The organism is Achromobacter sp. Bel (genome assembly GCF_012928505.1).
Lineage (GTDB): Bacteria > Pseudomonadota > Gammaproteobacteria > Burkholderiales > Burkholderiaceae_B > Achromobacter.
This window is the reverse complement of sequence record NZ_JABBJN010000031.1, coordinates 1-17,004: the sequence shown is the minus strand read 5'-3', so window position 1 is coordinate 17,004 and position 17,004 is coordinate 1. Positions and strand designations below refer to the sequence as shown.

General features: G+C 63.8%; 17 protein-coding genes. 11 read left to right on the top strand and 6 right to left on the bottom strand.

All coding sequences use genetic code 11. The annotated features are described in order from the left end of the window. Positions 1 to 2: 2 nt before the first annotated feature. The 5 genes from HG262_RS19195 (at position 3) to HG262_RS19175 (ending at position 3,851) form a co-directional block, all read left to right on the top strand. Positions 3 to 758, top strand: coding sequence for a fimbria/pilus periplasmic chaperone (locus tag HG262_RS19195; RefSeq protein ID WP_169272532.1), 756 nt, complete (start codon positions 3 to 5; stop codon positions 756 to 758). A gap of 97 nt (positions 759 to 855) precedes the next feature. After that, positions 856 to 1,410: a fimbrial protein gene (locus HG262_RS19190; protein WP_169272531.1), complete on the top strand. Its 555-nt coding sequence runs from the start codon at positions 856 to 858 to the stop codon at positions 1,408 to 1,410. Continuing rightward, complete coding sequence (locus HG262_RS19185; protein ID WP_169272530.1) at positions 1,407 to 1,937, top strand: fimbrial protein; 531 nt, start codon at positions 1,407 to 1,409, stop codon at positions 1,935 to 1,937. The genes HG262_RS19190 and HG262_RS19185 overlap by 4 nt, the downstream gene beginning before the upstream one ends. A 9-nt stretch (positions 1,938 to 1,946) precedes the next feature. Further along, on the top strand, positions 1,947 to 2,501 hold the full coding sequence (locus HG262_RS19180; protein WP_169272529.1) for a fimbrial protein: 555 nt from the start codon (positions 1,947 to 1,949) through the stop codon (positions 2,499 to 2,501). A 114-nt stretch (positions 2,502 to 2,615) separates the two neighbouring features. Further along, positions 2,616 to 3,851 carry an EAL domain-containing response regulator gene (locus HG262_RS19175; protein ID WP_169272528.1) on the top strand — a complete coding sequence of 412 codons (1,236 nt, stop codon included), beginning with the start codon at positions 2,616 to 2,618 and terminating at the stop codon, positions 3,849 to 3,851. Here the strand turns inward: HG262_RS19175 and HG262_RS19170 are convergent. The 4 genes from HG262_RS19170 to alr form a co-directional block, all read right to left on the bottom strand. Next, a complete protein-coding gene (locus HG262_RS19170) occupies positions 3,814 to 4,662 on the bottom strand; it encodes a hypothetical protein (protein ID WP_169272527.1) in 849 nt (282 codons plus the stop codon). The two genes, HG262_RS19175 and HG262_RS19170, sit on opposite strands and share 38 nt — an antisense overlap. A gap of 156 nt (positions 4,663 to 4,818) precedes the next feature. Next, entirely contained in the window at positions 4,819 to 8,442 is a 3,624-nt protein-coding gene (locus HG262_RS19165; RefSeq protein WP_169272526.1) for a transporter substrate-binding domain-containing protein, read from the bottom strand. An 11-nt stretch (positions 8,443 to 8,453) separates the two neighbouring features. Then, entirely contained in the window at positions 8,454 to 9,173 is a 720-nt protein-coding gene (locus HG262_RS19160) for an SDR family oxidoreductase (protein ID WP_169272525.1), read from the bottom strand. A gap of 175 nt (positions 9,174 to 9,348) precedes the next feature. Then, positions 9,349 to 10,476, bottom strand: a complete 1,128-nt coding sequence (gene alr, locus HG262_RS19155; protein ID WP_169272524.1) for an alanine racemase — start codon at positions 10,474 to 10,476, stop codon at positions 9,349 to 9,351. Between the two features lie 130 nt (positions 10,477 to 10,606). Between alr and hpnC the strand changes: the two genes are divergently transcribed. From hpnC to hpnE, 3 genes are read left to right on the top strand one after another with little or no spacing between them, the layout of a single operon-like run. Then, positions 10,607 to 11,437 (top strand): squalene synthase HpnC, encoded by an 831-nt coding sequence (gene hpnC / locus HG262_RS19150; protein ID WP_169272523.1) that lies wholly within the window; start codon positions 10,607 to 10,609, stop codon positions 11,435 to 11,437. Between the two features lie 16 nt (positions 11,438 to 11,453). Continuing rightward, entirely contained in the window at positions 11,454 to 12,317 is an 864-nt protein-coding gene (hpnD, locus tag HG262_RS19145; protein WP_169272522.1) for a presqualene diphosphate synthase HpnD, read from the top strand. Beyond that, positions 12,314 to 13,660, top strand: a complete 1,347-nt coding sequence (gene hpnE / locus HG262_RS19140) for a hydroxysqualene dehydroxylase HpnE (protein WP_169272570.1) — start codon at positions 12,314 to 12,316, stop codon at positions 13,658 to 13,660. The genes hpnD and hpnE overlap by 4 nt, the downstream gene beginning before the upstream one ends. A 64-nt stretch (positions 13,661 to 13,724) precedes the next feature. Here the strand turns inward: hpnE and HG262_RS19135 are convergent, their stop codons facing one another. After that, positions 13,725 to 14,117: a fluoride efflux transporter CrcB gene (locus tag HG262_RS19135; RefSeq protein WP_169272569.1), complete on the bottom strand. Its 393-nt coding sequence runs from the start codon at positions 14,115 to 14,117 to the stop codon at positions 13,725 to 13,727. Positions 14,118 to 14,134: 17 nt separating this feature from the next. Then, positions 14,135 to 14,686: an HdeD family acid-resistance protein gene (locus HG262_RS19130; RefSeq protein WP_169272521.1), complete on the bottom strand. Its 552-nt coding sequence runs from the start codon at positions 14,684 to 14,686 to the stop codon at positions 14,135 to 14,137. A gap of 189 nt (positions 14,687 to 14,875) precedes the next feature. Between HG262_RS19130 and HG262_RS19125 the strand changes: the two genes are divergently transcribed. The 3 genes from HG262_RS19125 to HG262_RS19115 are packed head-to-tail and all read left to right on the top strand — an operon-like array spanning position 14,876 to position 16,880. Continuing rightward, positions 14,876 to 15,502 (top strand): PepSY-associated TM helix domain-containing protein, encoded by a 627-nt coding sequence (locus HG262_RS19125; RefSeq protein ID WP_169272520.1) that lies wholly within the window; start codon positions 14,876 to 14,878, stop codon positions 15,500 to 15,502. Positions 15,503 to 15,531: 29 nt separating this feature from the next. Beyond that, positions 15,532 to 16,047, top strand: coding sequence for a DUF2271 domain-containing protein (locus HG262_RS19120; RefSeq protein WP_169272519.1), 516 nt, complete (start codon positions 15,532 to 15,534; stop codon positions 16,045 to 16,047). Between the two features lie 32 nt (positions 16,048 to 16,079). After that, positions 16,080 to 16,880 (top strand): DUF4198 domain-containing protein, encoded by an 801-nt coding sequence (locus HG262_RS19115; RefSeq protein WP_169272518.1) that lies wholly within the window; start codon positions 16,080 to 16,082, stop codon positions 16,878 to 16,880. The last annotated feature ends 124 nt before the right edge of the window (positions 16,881 to 17,004 follow it).

Here is a 17,004-nt window from a genome sequence, read left to right as displayed (position 1 = left end):
ACATGAAAATCAAGTTCATTTCCTCTCTTGCCCTGCTCTCATTGGCCACGCTGTTTACCGCGCAGTACGCGACCGCCGCAGTGTCACTGGATCGCACTCGCGTCGTATTCAACGGCCAGAACAAATCCGTCAGCTTGAGCATCAGCAACCAGAACGAACAGTTGCCGTACCTGGCGCAAGCCTGGATCGAAAATGAGCGCGACGAGAAGATCAGTTCGCCCCTGGTGGTGGTGCCCCCTATCCAGCGCCTTGAGCCGGGCGGCAAGAGCCAGGTAAAGATCCAGGGGTTGCCGGAGTTGGCGCAATTGCCGCAAGACCGTGAATCGATCTTCTACTTCAACTTGCGCGAAGTACCTCCGCGGAGTGACAAGGCAAACACCCTGCAAATCGCGCTGCAAACGCGCGTCAAACTCTTTTATCGGCCGCCGGCGCTCAGCAAGGCACCGATCGCCTCGTCCACGCCTTGGCAAGAGCGCCTGACCTTGACGCGTCAAGGTGACAACTACGTCGTAAACAACCCCACGCCCTTCTACATCACGCTTATCGATGCCTCGGATCGCGCCAACGGCAAAACCCCGGACGCATTTGAACCCTTGATGCTCGCCCCGCAATCGAAAGCGCCCTTGAGTATCGGCGTTAAGGTGCTGGGCGAAAAGCCCGTCCTGACCTATGTCAATGACTACGGCGGACGGCCGCAGCTGGAGTTCCATTGCTCGGGCGCCGAATGCACGGCCAAGCCGGTGGAGGGCCGCCGCTGAACGCGCAGCCCCATCCGCAGGGAAGGAACCATGAATCAGGAGACCGGGTTGGGACGGCCCATTGACCTGAATGCGTACATCAACCTTTATGTGACCTATGCCTGACACCACCGCCTCGCCCCGCATCCCGCATCCGGGGGACATTGGCAGCCCACTGCGCACGTGCCTGACCGCGATCCTGCTAATGGCCCCCGCGTCGCTGTCGCTGGCTCAAACTGCAATCGCCAATAATCACGTCCGCGTCGAAATCTCCGGGACTATCCGAGCAAAAATACCCTGCATCATCAACAACAATAAGCCCATCGACATCCCGTTTGGCGATGTGCAGATTTCCAGAATCGACGGGAAGCAATACAAGATCACGCAGATCCGCTATACGCTCGACTGCCGGCGTGCCCAATCCTACCCCCTCAATATGAAGATCTCTGGCGAGGGCGCCAGCTTCAACCCCAAACTGCTCGGCATTCCGAGCCAAAGCAGTCTAGGCATCGCCCTGAGGCGGGACACGACCCTTCTCGCGCTGAACGATTGGTTTTCCTTGACGGCCGCCTCGCCTCCAAAGCTGGAAGCCGTTCTGGTCGCGCATAGCGAAGGAACGATTACGGGCGGCGAGTTCAGTGCCTCGGCCACCATGGTAGTGGACTATCAATGACATATCGTTTCCGACTACTGGCCCGAGTCGCCCTCCCCGGCGCGCTGTTGGCCGTCCTTGCGTCTGCAGGCAGCCATGCTGAACAGCCGAACATGAGATTCAGCGGCTACCTGGTGACTCCCCCTCCCTGCACCGTCAGCGACAACGGCAGGCGTATCGAGGTTGCATTCAAGCAGAATATCAGTACGAGCAAGATCGACGGCGACCACTACAAACAGATCGTTCCCTATCAAATCGATTGCCCAGGCATGAATCAGCCGAGCATGACGTGGCGAATGAAGCTGACGGTCAGGGGCGTGGCCACAGAATTCGACAAAGCCGCGGTGCAATCTTCGGTGCCCGATCTAGGCATCAAGCTGATCCTGAAAAACTACCCGGATTTTGTCTTGAATATTGCCCAGGAAATCAAACTGGACGCCTCGCAATCCCCGCCGACGCTGGAAGCCGTTCCGGTAAAGCTGGCCGGCTCGCGCCTGCCGCTCAAGGAATTCACGGCATCGGCCCTGCTGATAGCCGAGCTGTATTAGGACACCACCATGCGCATGAAAAAGCCGGTCACCCGCAGCCTGAGCCTGCTGGCCGCAAGCCTATCCTGCCTGGCCCCGCCGGCCGGGGCTCAGTCTGCCGGCGACAATATGACCTTCTCGGGACGACTGGTCGCGGAAGCCTGCACGCTCAGCCCGGAAAGCGAAAAAGTGCGGCTGAACTTTCTTTCGGTACCCGACAGAGTCCTTTACGTGAATGGCCGCACTCCCGGGCGACCCATCACGCTGCGTTTGCTGAACTGCGACATCTCGCAAGGCAACAACAGCTTGAGCATTTACTTCGAAGGACCGGAAAGCGCCAAGCAGCCAGGCCTTCTGGCGTTGGACAGCGACGGCATCGCCGGGGTTGCGATCGGCCTGGAGACGCCGCAAGGAAATCGCCTGCCCTTGAAAACGAAAAACGCCATTGGTCAGGTTACGGCAGGAACGAACAACATCGAGTTCATGGCTTATCTGCAGGGCGAAAAAGAAGCGCTTGAAAGCCATCAGATAGGCCGAGGCGAAATCAAGAATGCCACCCTGACCTTCACCCTCGCCTATGACTGAGATCGACGCGGTGATTTCGGAAGTTTCCTACTCTCTGCCCGGAATCCGCCCCTAGCCCCGACTCACCGCCGTACTTAGCATGAGCGACCTTGTTCACGTTTACGTCGGCGTCACATGAAGAACCTTAACGTCCTGGTCTTGCACGACCACCCCTTTTCACGCATGGTCATCGTGACGGCGTTAAGAACCATGGTCGATGGCCGCATCTATGAAGCCTCACAGGGCGCCAAGGCCATCACCTTGTTGAAGGCTTGCGGAGGCATCGATATCGCCATCTGCCAACTGCATCATGAGGGCCAGGATGGGCTGGCCTTCCTGCGTGAAGCCAGCAAACTTTCCTTGGTTCATTCCGTGATCACCAGCGGCCTGCCAGAAGCCGCTCTGCGCGACAGCACGGCGGCGGCGATTGAATGCCTGAACCTGGAATATCTGGGAGATCTGGACGTGGCGTTGCAACCGGCTCGACTCGCATCGCTGATGGCCAAGTTCCGACGGAGCAGCCAGCGCCCTGCGCCAGGCCACTACGCCCTGGCTTCGCAAGAAGACGTGCGACAAGGGTTGAAGAACGGCGAATTCAAGGCGTACTACCAGCCTATCGTGGATATCGACGGTAAAACCATACTGGCAGCCGAAGTGTTGGCACGTTGGCATCATCGTTCGCTCGGCCTGCTCTCACCCGCGCATTTTTTGGCGACAATCGTGTCCGGCGGCTTGATTGACGATCTTTTCCAGGCAATCTTCGAACAAGGTCTGGCGATGCAGGCAGACCTGCGCCGACAAGGCGTGTCCACCCAGCTTGCCTTCAACTTGCACCCCATCCAACTGACGTCCTCCGCGCTTAGCGAGCGTATCGGCGAAATGCTTGCGCAATATCAGGCACCTGCCCACGACATCATGTTGGAAATCACGGAAGACGCGATGGTCAGCACACCCGCTCGTATTCTGGACAATTTGTTGAAGCTGCGCGACATGGGTTGCGGGTTGTCCATGGATGACTTCGGCGCCGGACATGCGTCACTGGACCGACTTTGCGCCCTGCCGTTCAATCAGATCAAACTGGACGCGACGTTCACTCGCAGCTTGAAGACACAACCGCGCGCCGCGACGATCATCCGCAGCGTCGTCGAGATGTCCAAAGCGTTGCAGCTGCCATTGGTGGTGGAAGGCGTTGAAACACTGGCGCAGCAGGCCCGGCTGCGCGAATTGGGTTGCGCGGTTGCGCAAGGGTATCTCTATGCACGGCCCATGCCGACGGACCATTTCGTGGAATTCTGCCGGACGCATGCCGGGGATACGGTGCTTCAAGGCGCAGCTAGTACGGCTCTACCATCAGCACTGCGCTCCCCGTGAACGTCCCCAGTGTGACATCGGCGGGGATCTCCAGCTTGTCGCTCAACGTCACGGTATTGATGCCGTCTTGCAGACGCAGTTGGCCGGAGATAGGGTTGTCATTGACGAACAGGCGGCTTTTCCCACCATTACTTAACTTCACCCGATCTTCGTCGCCTGCACCGCTACCTGACATAAGACGCATCCGCACCGACGTCGCGCCATAGCAACGAATCTTCAGCTTCGTGCTGGCGCTATGGCCATCCGCATCGGTATCGAAGATCTCGCCGTGAATCAGCTCTGCTGCGCCCTGCATGTCCATGATGCAGTTCGAATACACATAGCCGCAGCTGCCGTCGACATCAGGCCCGACATAAAAAGGGCTGGTCACCAGCCCCTGATGACGACTTGTGCGAATGATCACACCCGAACAAACCTTGGCGCCTGCCGCGTTCGGGATCAGGACTTTGCTGTTCCAGAGAGTGAACTGCCATCGGCCAGCGAAAGTGGCGATGGTTTCGTTGGCTTGCGCCACCAGGCAAAACCAGGTGCAGTTATCTGCAGGCGTCCCAGCATAGATGCGGGAAGGATCTCTGGCCAGCCACTGCGCGGGCTGCATGATGGCGTTGTAGGGCACTTTCCGATTGCCATCCACGCCAATGATCTCTCGCTTGCCGACTTCGGTTCTGATGTATAGCGCACCGGAACTCGTTTCAATGAAGGGTTCGGTGGTTGCGACGGGGTAAAGGAATGCATAAGCGTGGAACGATACGCCTGCGCCGATCAGCGCGGCGATGACTCGGATTAGCAGATTACGGGAAAGAACGGACATGGTGGCGTGGAAGGCGGGGGGTTGCGGAGCCCCTAGATGCTACGCACCGGACGGGAGATAACCATCGGCGGCGATTGAACATCGTGTAGGAATTTTCCTAAGCTCCGCGCCACAGCGGGTGGCGCCAGTAGGCGGCATACCCCTGCAGCAGACTCCCTACCGCTTCCCGCGCTGCTTGAGCAACCCTTGTTCCAGGGCCAGAACGGCTTGCGTCAATGCCTGGATCGACGATGCCAGTGCCGGCGCCTCTGCCGCCCCCCCTTGGTGGCAGAGGCGCTCAACGTCCGCACACGCCTGCACCAGTCTGGCCGCCTTCAATATGCTGGCGGCCCCTTGAATGCGGTGCGCAAGCTCTGCGACCTGCATCAGGTTTCCCTGCTCCGCACGGGCCTGCACCTTGGCGATGTCCTCGCGATTGGTGCGTATCAATTCCTCAAGCAGCGCCCAATGCCGCCCATCATCGCCGCCGGCGATCTCAAGCAAAGGGGCCAGATCGAACAAGGGTGCATCTGAACGGAAGCCGCCCCCGGCCGGTTCAGGCTGCGCCATGGCAGACAGGTGGTGCGCCAGCCGTGCGCCCAGCGTGTCCAGGCCAACGGGCTTGACCAGGCACTCGTCCATGCCGCCCTGCACGTAGCGTTCGATCTCTTCCGGTTGCGCGTCGGCCGTGACGCCGATGATGAGGGTCCTGTCCGCGTTGCGTTGCGTTTCTTCCTGCCGGATCGCCCCCGCCAGGGTAGCGCCGTCCATGCCGGGCATGCGGCAATCCGTGATCACGGCATCGAACGCGTGCATCCGCCACCTTTCAAGCGCTGCGACGCCATCTGGCGCGTCTTCGACTTCATGCCCCAAAAAGCGCAATTGCTGCGCCAATATCTGGCGGCTGACCGAATGATCGTCGACCACCAGAATCTGCAGCACGCGAGGCGCTATCGGCTGCTGCCGCGACGGCAGGTCCATCGCGGGCATGGCTGGCAGCGTCTGCAACCTGAGCGATACCCTGACGGTGGTTCCAACACCTGGCGCACTTTCAAGCGTCAGCCGGCCACCCATCATTTCGCAGAGCGACCTGCTGATGACCAGCCCCAAGCCCGTTCCGCCCGTCGCGCCGGCCTCTCGTCCCGCTTGGGCGAACGGTTTGAACAGGCGCTGCTGATCCGCTTCCGATATGCCGATGCCGGTGTCCTCGACCGCGATATCGACCTGAAGCACTGAGGGATCGACGGCGTGGCCATCCACATGGATCCGGACATGGCCGCCATGGGTATAGTGAATCGCGTTGCCCACGAGGTTGGACAGCACTTGCTTGAAGCGCAATGCGTCAATCAGCACGTCGGTCTGGATGCTTGCATCCATTTCCAGCAGCAGGCGCAACCCCTTCTGACGCGCAAGGCCATCGAACACGCGAGCGACGGACTCGACCTGTTCGCGCAACCCGGCGCGCGCCGGGGACAGGCTCAAGCGCCCCGCTTCAATGCGGGCAATGTCCAGGATATCGCCGATCAACGTCAGCAAGCCTTGGGCCGAGGCGTACGCGATTTCGATGCTGTTGCGGTCAATGGGCGCGTTGTCCGCGCGCTTCAAGGCCAGTTCGAGTACGCCGATGACGGCGTTCATCGGCGTGCGGATCTCGTGGCTCATCGTCGCCAGGAACGTCGTCTTGGCCCGGCTGGCCGCATCCGCCAGATCTTTCGCGGCCGCGAACTCCTGCACCAGGTTGTGGTGCTCGGTGATGTCCAGCCACCCGCAGATCACGCCGCTGGGCACGCCTGCGGCATTTTCGAAAGGCTGCGCCCAATGATCGATCCAGGTCTCCACCCCACGTATCCGCACCCGATGCACGCCCGAGATCATCTCCCCCTTGCGCATCGCCTGCATGTACGTATCGTGGAAGTCCCCTGCCGCCTCGAACTCGGCTGGCGGCAACTCCAATGCGGTCTTGTCCAACACGTCGGCCGCCTGCAGCCCCATCGCCTTGAGGTAGCTGCGATTGCAGACCAGCATGCGCCCGTGGCCATCGCGCACATAGATGGGCGGCGGCATGCTGTCGATCAGGGTCTTGACGAACTGCAACTGCTGCTTGAGCGCCTGTTTGGCCAACCCCTTGGCGCGGACCTGGCGACGAAGCATCGCGACCCAGACCAGCACGCCCAGCAGCAACAGGACCGCAGCGCCCACGACCTGGGCGATGATGACGCCATAGTCGCGCCAGGTCTCCCCGCTCATGCCGGGTTCCGCTTTCCACCGGTTGGCAAACGCGCTCATTTGATAGGGCGTCAAAATCGCCAGCGTCTTGTTCAGGATGGATTGCAGTTCAGGATCGTTGCGCCGCACAGCGAAGCTGAGCGCCACGGGAGGGGAATCCAGCACGTCGCTGATCGCGAGTTCATCCTTGAACAGGCGACCGATGTAGTAGCGCGCGGCCGGCAAGGCCAGGACTGCGCCGTCCGCCTGTCCGGTATGGACCCGGTTCATGGCGTCCAGGCTCGAGCTTGCCTCCACGAGCGTGGCGGTCGGAAAGCGCGGGGGGGCCAACTCTGCAGCGGTATGGCCCCCGGCGATCGCCAGCGTACGCACGGGCAGCCCCTGCCCGGCCACACCTCGCCGGGTGACAAGCACCAGGGGGTCGACGGAAAAAGGTTGGCTGAACCGCAGCACCTGCTCGCGCCCGACGGTCGGAGTCATCATGGCGACATCCGCCTCGCCGTCGGCGATCGCCTTGATCTGGTCGGGGAAGCTGCCTTTGCGGCTGAAGGCGTCGAACTGGATCCCTGTCTGGAAAGTGACCATTTCCAGCAGATCGGAGGCGAGCCCGGAAAATGCCTTGTTCGAATTGAAGAAGGCGACGGGCGCGAGGTCGTCGTTCAACACCACCCGCAGCTTGGGATGCGCCGCGATCCAGCGCAACTCGTCCGGGGTGAAGGAAATGTTCCGGCTTCCGGGAATGAAGCCGCTGCCCGCCCAACTGCGCGCGATCTCGGGCAGCGTTTGTCCGATTGCGGCGATGGCCTGGTCCACCAATGTGCGCAGCCGGTCATTGTCCAACGCCAGCGCGTAGCTGTACCGCGTCGCAATCTCTGTGTAGCGGCTGAACTTGACGTAGTCGAAAAAGGACCGGTTGATGCTGTGATAGGCCGCGAGCGCCCCGTCCACGTACACATCCGCGCGGCCGAATGCCACCGCACCAAGCCCCTCGTCCGTGGAGGCATAGCGGACGATCTTCGCCTTGGGATAACGCGCTGCCACCTCGGCAGCCAACGTGCCATCTGCCCCAAGGGCGACTTCCAGGCCGTCAAGGTCGGCGGGGAGGTCCCGCGTATCGGCCGCGCGTCTGAAAATCGCCACGTGATCAACGATGTACGGCGAACTGAACGCCGCCACCGTGCGATCGTCGGGCTGCGCCTCGCCGGCGACCATGTCCACCGTCTTCTGATCGAGCGCTTTCAGCGCGGCTTCCCGCGTCGGATAAGACAACAAGCGCAGGTTCAGGCCCAGCAATTGGGCCGCCAGCGTACTCACGTCCGCCGTGATGCCCTTATAGCTGCCGTCGCGGTAGACGATTTCGAATGGCGCCCGGTCCTCTTGCACAACCCCAAGCACCAGTTCCTGCTTTTGGCGCAACCATCGCCAATCGTCGTCAGAGATCGCCGGCACGGCCCGTTGAAGATGGACCTGGCTTTGCACCGTGAGCAGCAACGGTTGCTGCGTCTGGCCGACCGCAGGCGTTGCAGCGCCCAGCAGCCAGAACAATGTAAAGAAAAATAATCGCCGTACGGTCATTCCCTTGCGCGCTAAGAACGCCCGCCCAGGCTGCCCCCGCCATCCACGCCCAGCACTTGGCCGGTGATGAAGCCGGCCTCGTCCGACAGCAGGAAGGCAATCGCGGCGGCGACTTCGGCCGGCGTGCCCAGGCGCTTCATGGGCACCGAGGCCAGCGCGCGCTTTTCGCCGTCGCTGCCCGCCGGGCGCGTGGCGCGGAACATTTCGGTTTCAATCGGGCCCGGCGCGACCGCGTTGGCGGTGACGCCGTATTCGGCCAGCTCCAGCGCCCAGGTGCGGGTGCAGCCGACCAGCGCGTTCTTGGCGGCCGAATAGGCCGTGCGGTCCAGGCCGCCGTAGATGGCACGGCTGACCACGTTGACGATGCGGCCGGCGCGGCGCACTTTCATGGATTCGACGAAAGCCTGCGTCACCTGCACCGCGACGCGCACATTCAAATCCAGCACGTTGTACAGCGTGGCCAGATCGATCTCGCCCAAGGGCTGCGGGGACGCGATGCCCACGTTATTGACCACGGCATCGACGGGGAATTTGTCGCGGATTTCGCGCAGGACTTCTTCGGTGCGCCCGGCGTCGGCCAGGTCACAGGCATACAGATACCCGGGGAAATCGACGTCGGTGGTGTTGCGCGCGATGCCGACCACGTGACAGCCCATGTCGGACAGCCGCTGCGTAAGCGCCCAGCCTATGCCTTTGGTGGCGCCCGTAATGAGCACGCATTTGTCCTTCATGGGTGGAAACCTCGCAGTGTTTTCTGGGTAAAAAACGGGCGCTTGAGCGCCCGGTGTTCCAAGTAGACACCATCCGGCGTCGGCTGTCTTGTAAATTGCGTAGCAATTCTTGCACGCCGGACACCCCCCGCACGGCGGCCCTCTTTCGGAGCCGGTGGGCGCGGAATCCGCGCGTTCAGGCGTCCCGGGTGACGGGGACGCGCGGCGCCAAGGCGCATAGGAGCTCGTAGCCGATCGTACCGGCGGCCTGGGCCACTTCGTCCACCGAGGGTCCGTCTTCGCCCCAGAGCGTCACGGGCGCGCCGACGCCAGCCGCCGGGATGGGGTCCAGGTCGACGATCAACATGTCCATGGACACGCGGCCGACCAATTGGGTTCGGATGCCTGCCACGACGACCGGGGTGCCGGTGGTGGCATGGCGGGGATAGCCGTCGGCGTAGCCGCAGGCGACGATGCCGATGCGCATGGCGCGTTCCGCGCGGAAGATGGCGCCATAGCCGACCGAATCGCCGGCCTTGAGCTCTTGCACCGCGATGATCTCGGAACTGAGCGACATGGCCGGCTTCAAGCCGAACGATGCCGCGTCGGCATCGGCGAACGGCGACGCGCCGTACAGGCAGATGCCGGGGCGCACCCAGTGCGTCTGGGTGGAGGACCCGACGGCGATATCGGCGAAACGCAGCGTGGCCGCGGAGTTGCAGACGCTGATCGCCCCCGGCAGCTTATGCGTCACCGAATTAAAAACCGCCAGTTGCTCATTGACGCCCTGGGGACCGTCGGCGCAGGCGAAGTGGGTCATTTTGCCGATCGAGCCTACCGTGCCCTGCTGTTGCAGCAGCAGGGCGCGCTCATGCGCGGCAGGATAGGCGGCCGGGCTGAAGCCCAGCCGGTTCATCCCGCTATTGAGTTTGAGCATGATGTCCACGCGGCGGGCAAAACGCGCGCGGGCCAGCATGTCCAGCTGTTCGCGGTTGTGCACCGTGGTGCTGAGGTGGTAGCGGTCGACCAGGTCGAGATCCGACGGGTTGAAGAAGCCCTCGAGCAGGAGGATGGGGCCGCCCCAGCCGGCCTCGCGGCAGCGCACGGCTTCGTCCAGATCCAGCATCGCCAGGCCCTGCGCCTTGGAAAACCCCGTTACCGCTTGCTCGATGCCGTGTCCGTAGGCGTTGGCCTTGATAACCGCCCAGATGGAGGGCGGCACGCCGGAGGCGGCGGCGGCGGTCTGTTCAAGGTGGTGGCGCACAGCGGCAAGATTGTGCGCAAGGGCAGAAACGGAGACGGTGGCGGAAATTGGGCGCGGCATGGTGTGAGATCCTGTGGCGCTTAAGTCTAACTGATCGCCGTCCCTGCCGGGCGTCATCGTGCCTTGAAGAAACGACTACTCTAAAATGGTGCGGACAGGGTCCCCGGAGACCCCGCCCGAGCTGCTAATTATGTCTATCGATCACTACGAGAACTTTCCCGTCGCCTCGGTGCTGCTGCCGCGCCAGCTGCGTGGCGCCGTGACCGATATCTACCGGTTCGCCCGCGCCGCGGACGACATCGCCGATGAAGGTAGCGCCACCGACGAAGAACGCCTGGCCCAGTTGGCGGCGTTTCGTACCGAACTGCACCGCATCGGCGCCGAACCCGGCACGACGCCCCCGCCCGGCCTGCCGCCGCTGGCCGACATCTTCACGCCGCTGGCCAAGACCATCGCCCGGCATCAGTTGCCGATCACGCCGTTTTTCGACCTGTTGTCCGCCTTCGAGCAGGACATCACCGTCAAACGCTATGAAGACTACGCTGCGCTGGCCGACTACTGCACGCGCTCGGCAAACCCGGTCGGCCGGCTGATGCTGCACCTGTTCGACGCCACCTCCCCACAGGACACGGCTGAAAGCGACGCCATCTGCTCGGGGCTGCAATTGGTGAACTTCTGGCAGGATGTGCGCATGGATTGGCACAAGCACCGTGTCTATCTGCCGCAGGAAGACCTGCGCCGCCATGGCGTCTCGGAAGACGACCTGGCCGCCTGCCGCCTGACGCCCGCCTGGCGCGAACTGATGGCCTTCCAGGTCGAACGCACGCGGGCGCTGCTACACTTCGGCGCTCCGCTGGCGCGCCGCCTGCCGGGCCGCATCGGCCTGGAGCTGCGCCTGGTGGTGCAAGGCGGGCTGCGCGTGCTGGAGCGTATCGAGGCGAGCGGCTACGATGTATTCATGAATCGCCCCGAATTGGGCGCCAAAGACTGGGCCATCATGCTGTGGCGCTCTATCAAGTAACAGGCCCTGCCTATCTATGACCCCTGACGAATATTGCCAGGAGAAAGCCGCCAAGAGCGGTTCCAGCTTCTACTATTCTTTCCTGTTCCTGCCGCCTGAACGCCGCCGCGCGATCACCGCGCTTTACGCGTACTGCCGCGAAGTGGACGACGTGGTCGACGAATGCACCGACCCGTCGCTGGCCCGCGTCAAGCTGGCCTGGTGGCGCACGCAGGTCGACCAGATGTTCGACGGCAAGCCGGACCACCCCGTGACGCGGGCGCTGCAACCGCATCTGCAAAGCTGTTCAATCACCCGCGAGCGCCTGCTGGCCGTGGTCGACGGCATGGAGATGGACCTGGACCAGACCCGCTACCTGGATTGGCCAGGCCTGCGCAAATACTGCTGGCACGCCGCCGGCGTCGTGGGCGAACTGTCCGCGGGCGTCTTCGGCTATAGCGATCCCAAGACGCTGGTCTATGCCGAGAAATTGGGTCTGGCGTTCCAGATGACCAACATCATCCGGGATGTGGGCGACGACGCGCGCCGCGGCCGTATCTACATCCCCGTCAACGAGATGCAGCAATTCGAGGTCAAGGCCTCGGACATCCTGAATGGCGAATATTCGGACCGTTTCACCGCCCTGATGAAGTTCCAGGCTGACCGTGCCCGCGAACTCTACCGGGAAGCGATGAGCAATCTGCCCGAGGCCGACCGCCGTTCGCAACGCCCGGGGCTGATGATGGCCGCCATTTATCATGCGCTGCTTGACGAGATCGAACGCGACAACTGGCAGGTGCTGCACCAGCGCATTTCGCTGACGCCGCTGCGCAAGCTGTGGTTGGCATGGAAAACCTGGGTGGGCGGCGGACGCGGACTGGTCCGCCGGTTGGCACGGTGAAGGCGGCGGTCATCGGCGCGGGCTGGGCGGGGTTGGCGGCCAGCGTCGCCCTGCGTGAAGCCGGCGCCAAAGTCACCGTGTTCGAAGCAGGCCATACGCCCGGCGGCCGTGCCCGCCGCGTGTTCCACGGTGATTTCGACGCGCCGCTGGACAATGGCCAGCATCTGCTGTCGGGCGCCTATAAGCAGACGCTGGCGCTAATGCGCCGGGTAGGCCGCAATCCCGACGCCCTGCTGATGCGCCGGCCGCTTCGCCTGACTACCCTGGACGGCCGTTTCCACCTGTCCGCGCCACGCCTGCCCGCCCCGCTGCACATGGCGATCGCGATCCTGCGGGCGCGCGGCCTGTCCTGGGCCGACCGTTTTGCCTCGTTGCGGCTGATGCGCGGCCTGAAGGCCATGTCGTGGATGCCGCCGCGCGACTGGACGGTGCAGCACCTGCTGCATTACCACGCGCAGTCAGACGCGCTGATCCGCCAGGTCTGGCAACCCCTGTGCCTGGCCGCGCTGAACACGCCCGCCGCCACGGCCAGCGCGGCGCTGTTTGCCCGCGTGCTGCGCGACAGCCTGGCCGGCACCCGCGAAGACAGCGACCTGCTGCTACCCTGCACCGACCTGTCCGCCTTGTGGCCAGATGCCGCGGCGCGCCAGGTCACGATGCGCTACGGCAGCACCGTGCGCCAACTGGACCCCTCCGACGACGGCATCGTCGTCAATCAGGAACGCTTCGATGCCGCCGTGCTGGCGGTGCCGCCCGCGTTCGCGGCGCGCCTGCTGGACGCGCCCCTGCGGCAGGCCGGCGCCACCGGCTTGCTGAACGCGCTGAAGGCATTCACCTATCTGCCCATCGCCACGTTGAATCTGCGCTTGGCGGAACCGTGGCGCTTGCCCGAACCCATGATGATGCTGCGCGAGGAAGCCGCGCGCGGCCACGTCGGGCAATGGCTGTTCGACCGTGCGCAATTGGCGGGCGACACCAAGGCGGGCGAACTGGCCGTGGTGGCCAGCGCCGCCACGAGCATCGCGGAGCGCAACCGCCATCAGGTGGTCGAAGCCCTGATCGACCAGGTGGCCGAGCAGGCGGCGCGCCATCCCGCGCGCCTGCCCGCCATGCCGGAAGTGGCCGCGTCCGAACTGCTGATTGAAAAGCGCGCCACCTTCGCGGCAGTGCCGGGCCTGACGCGGCCGCTGAATTCCACGCCTTGGCCTACCTTGGCGCTGGCTGGCGATTGGACCGACACGGGCTACCCCGGAGTCCTGGAAGGCGCGGTGCAAAGCGGCCTGCAGGCCGCCCGCGTCCTGAATCCGCGCGCAGACCTGGCCACGGACCTGATCGCGGATTGAGCGTGGATTGCGCGCGGGTTGGCCCGGCGACGCGGCGGGTCGCGCGCCACGATCCAGGTGGCACTTAGCGCAGCAGGTGCGCCGTGGCGATGCCAGCGGCCGTGAGGGCCAACGATCCCGCCAGACTCAGCCCCGCATAGCCCAGCGCGCCGCCGTACGCGCCGCGCTCGAGCATGGCCACGGTTTCGGCCGAGAACGTCGAAAACGTGGTCAGGCCGCCCATGAAACCTGTGATGGCGCCCAATCGCACCCAGGCCGGCCATTCGGGATGCCCCGCCACCATCGCCAGCGCCAGCCCCACCAGATACCCGCCTGCCAAGTTGACGGCGAACGTGCCCCAAGGCCAGGACTCGACATTCAGCCACAGGCTGACCAGCCACCGCGTCCAGGCACCCAGGATGGCACCCAGGCCCACGGCAAGAAAATTCAGGGGAATCAGGGTTTGGTAGGCGGACATGGTCATGGGGCGCGGCACTACGGGGCGCGGTGTTGTTTGAGTCGCAGGGAAAAGACCAGCAGCAGTATGCCAAAGAACATGGCGTAGATGCCGATCACCCACACCAGCGCCAGCGCGCCCGCGCCAGGCTGCACGACCAGCATGGCGCCGAACAGGATGGACACGACGCCCGACAGGCCCAGCAGCCACTCGTTGCGGATTTCCTTGCGAAAGCGGATGGCCGCGATGACCTGGAACACGCCGGCCGCAATCGCCCAGAACGCGATGATGTAAAGCAATAGCAAGGCCGTCAGCCCCGGCCACAGGAAGGTCACGATGCCCGCCGCCACGCCCAGCAGGCCGACGATGATCAGCGCCCACAGCGGTTTGCCGTTGTCGCGGATACGCACGCCGGCGATCAAGGCCAGCACGCCATCCACCAGCGCGAACGCCCCCCAGACCAGCACCAGGGCCGACAGGGTGATCGCCGGCATGAACAAGGCCATCAATCCGAACAGAATGGCGACGACGCCGCGCAAGGCGACCCACCCCCAATGACGACCGATATCCCCCCATTGCGGTTCAAGCATGACGCACCTCCGGTGTTGGTAACGGGTGGCCTATCTTATCCCCGCGAGACCACCGCCGCCACGCTGTTGGGTGGCCGCCCGGCGCCGCACGCCGAAACGGATTGAAATTTCCGTCTTCGCCAAGCCCGGCGTTTTATAAGAGTAATTCTCATTAAATGTTAGAATCCGCGCCTTCAAATCGAATCCCTCATGGACAGTCAACCCGCTCCGCGGCGCCGGGCCTATTGGCTCAAAACGCTGCATCAATGGCACTGGATCAGCTCGGCGCTCTGCCTGCTGGGGATGCTGCTGTTCGCCATCACCGGATTGACGCTGAACAACGCCTCGCACATCGAATCGAAAGCGGTGGTGACCAGCCGGCAGGCGCAATTGCCCGAGCCCGTGCTGAAGCAATTGTCGGCGCCCGCCGGGCAGAAGAAAGCCCCCTTGCCCGCCCCCGTGGCGCAATGGCTGGATGAATCGCTGGACGCCGCCACCGCCGGCAAAACCGCAGAATGGTCCGCCGACGAGGTGTATTTGTCGCTGCCGCGCGCCGGCGGCGACGCCTGGCTGTCCATTGACCTTGCCAGCGGCGACGTGGAATACGAACGCACCGACCGCGGCTGGATCTCGTATCTGAACGACTTGCACAAGGGCCGCAACACCGGCCTGGCCTGGAGCTGGTTCCTGGACATTTTCGCCGTCGCCTGTCTGGTCTTTTCGCTGACCGGGCTGGTGCTGCTGAAGATGCACGCCGGCAACCGCAGCGCGACCTGGCCCATGGTGGGGCTGGGCGTAGTGATCCCCGTGGTCCTGGCCCTGCTCTTCATCCACTGATTCCATCGAGCCGCCCCTTGGAGAATTCCATGCGCAAATTGCTCTTGCCGGCCCTCTTGGCCGGCATGATCGCCCGAACGGCCCAAGCGGCCGATATCGGCCTGAATATCGAGGTGCCGCGCCTGGACGTGGCCGAGTACCACCGCCCTTATGTGGCGATCTGGATCGAAAACCCCGACCAGAGCGTCGCTGCCGATCTGGCTGTCTGGTACGACGTGGCCAAGAAGAACAACGAAGGCACCGAGTGGCTGAAGGACATGCGCCAATGGTGGCGCCGCAGCGGCCGCAACCAGCAGTTTCCGGTGGACGGCGTCAGCGGCGCGACCAAGCCCGTGGGCAAGCATGCGCTGAGGTTCGACGCGGCCAGCAAGCCCCTGTCCACGCTCAAGCCCGGCCAGTACGCCGTGGTGGTCGAAGCCGCCCGCGAAGTCGGCGGCCGCGAACTGCTGCGCATCCCCTTCCAGTGGCCCCCGCAGAAAGCCGAGCAGTTGACGGCGCGCGGCGAACATGAACTGGGCGCCATCGCGCTCGACCTGAAACCCTGATGCCCATCGAATCGCCTTCTAGGAGCGCAACCATGAAATCCGCCGCCAAACTGGCCGCTGCCCTGGCGCTGTGCCTGCCCTTTGCCTCGCACGCGCACGACGTCTGGATCGTGCCGTCCTCCACCGTGCTGTCGGGCACCGACAGCTGGATCACGGTCGATGCGGCCGTGGGCAACGACAAGTTCTATTTCAACCACGCGCCGCTGCGCCTGGACGGGCTGGCCATCGTCGCCCCGGACGGCAATGCCGCCGAAGCCGAAAACCTGAACCGCGGCAAGCTGCGCAGCACCTTCGACCTGCAGTTAAAGCAAAGCGGCACCTACCGTGTGGCGGTCGTGAACGACGGCGTGTTCGCGCGCTGGAAGGAAGACGGCAAGAACAAGCGCTACTTCGGCAAGGTGGAAGGCATGGCCCAGGCCGTGCCCGCCAACGCGCAGGAGCTGGAAGTCTCGCAGAGCCTGGGCCGTGTCGAGACCTTCGTGACCGCGGGCAAGCCCACCGCCGTCAAAGCGGTGGGCCGCGGCCTGGAACTGGCGCCCGTCACGCACCCCAACGACCTGTTCACGGGCGAGGAAGCCACCTTCCAGATGCTGGTGGACGGCAAGCCCGCTGCGGAACTGGACGTGAACGTCGTGCCCGGCGGCAGCCGCTATCGCGACAAGATCGGCGAAATCAAGCTGAAGACGGACAAGGACGGCAAGTTCTCCGTGAAGTGGGCGCAACCGGGCCTGTACTGGATCGAAGCCGGCATGGAAGACGCCAAGGTCACCGTGCCGCAAGCCAAGAAGCGCCGCCTGTCGTACGCCGGCACCGTCGAAGTGCTGCAGCCCTAAGCGGCAGCAGGCGCGTGGCGACCTCTCCTTCCTATGCGCCGCGCGGCGCGGCGGCGCCTGCCGTGCGCGTCGCCTATGGCGCCATGCCGGCCGCGCTGGCGGCGCCGGCTGCGAGATCGGAAGA

Excerpts from the sequence above, each read along its gene's own strand:
- HG262_RS19165 (WP_169272526.1), bottom strand. The coding sequence starts at position 8,442 with ATGACCGTACGGCGATTATTTTTCTTTACATTGTTCTGGCTGCTGGGC.
- HG262_RS19135 (WP_169272569.1), bottom strand. The coding sequence starts at position 14,117 with ATGTCCGCCTACCAAACCCTGATTCCCCTGAATTTTCTTGCCGTGGGC.
- HG262_RS19115 (WP_169272518.1), top strand. The coding sequence starts at position 16,080 with ATGAAATCCGCCGCCAAACTGGCCGCTGCCCTGGCGCTGTGCCTGCCC.
- HG262_RS19120 (WP_169272519.1), top strand. The coding sequence starts at position 15,532 with ATGCGCAAATTGCTCTTGCCGGCCCTCTTGGCCGGCATGATCGCCCGA.
- HG262_RS19160 (WP_169272525.1), bottom strand. The coding sequence starts at position 9,173 with ATGAAGGACAAATGCGTGCTCATTACGGGCGCCACCAAAGGCATAGGC.
- HG262_RS19175 (WP_169272528.1), top strand. The coding sequence starts at position 2,616 with ATGAAGAACCTTAACGTCCTGGTCTTGCACGACCACCCCTTTTCACGC.
- HG262_RS19170 (WP_169272527.1), bottom strand. The coding sequence starts at position 4,662 with ATGTCCGTTCTTTCCCGTAATCTGCTAATCCGAGTCATCGCCGCGCTG.
- HG262_RS19195 (WP_169272532.1), top strand. The coding sequence starts at position 3 with ATGAAAATCAAGTTCATTTCCTCTCTTGCCCTGCTCTCATTGGCCACG.
- HG262_RS19180 (WP_169272529.1), top strand. The coding sequence starts at position 1,947 with ATGCGCATGAAAAAGCCGGTCACCCGCAGCCTGAGCCTGCTGGCCGCA.
- HG262_RS19130 (WP_169272521.1), bottom strand. The coding sequence starts at position 14,686 with ATGCTTGAACCGCAATGGGGGGATATCGGTCGTCATTGGGGGTGGGTC.
- hpnC (WP_169272523.1), top strand. The coding sequence starts at position 10,607 with ATGTCTATCGATCACTACGAGAACTTTCCCGTCGCCTCGGTGCTGCTG.
- hpnD (WP_169272522.1), top strand. The coding sequence starts at position 11,454 with ATGACCCCTGACGAATATTGCCAGGAGAAAGCCGCCAAGAGCGGTTCC.
- HG262_RS19185 (WP_169272530.1), top strand. The coding sequence starts at position 1,407 with ATGACATATCGTTTCCGACTACTGGCCCGAGTCGCCCTCCCCGGCGCG.
- alr (WP_169272524.1), bottom strand. The coding sequence starts at position 10,476 with ATGCCGCGCCCAATTTCCGCCACCGTCTCCGTTTCTGCCCTTGCGCAC.
- HG262_RS19125 (WP_169272520.1), top strand. The coding sequence starts at position 14,876 with ATGGACAGTCAACCCGCTCCGCGGCGCCGGGCCTATTGGCTCAAAACG.
- HG262_RS19190 (WP_169272531.1), top strand. The coding sequence starts at position 856 with ATGCCTGACACCACCGCCTCGCCCCGCATCCCGCATCCGGGGGACATT.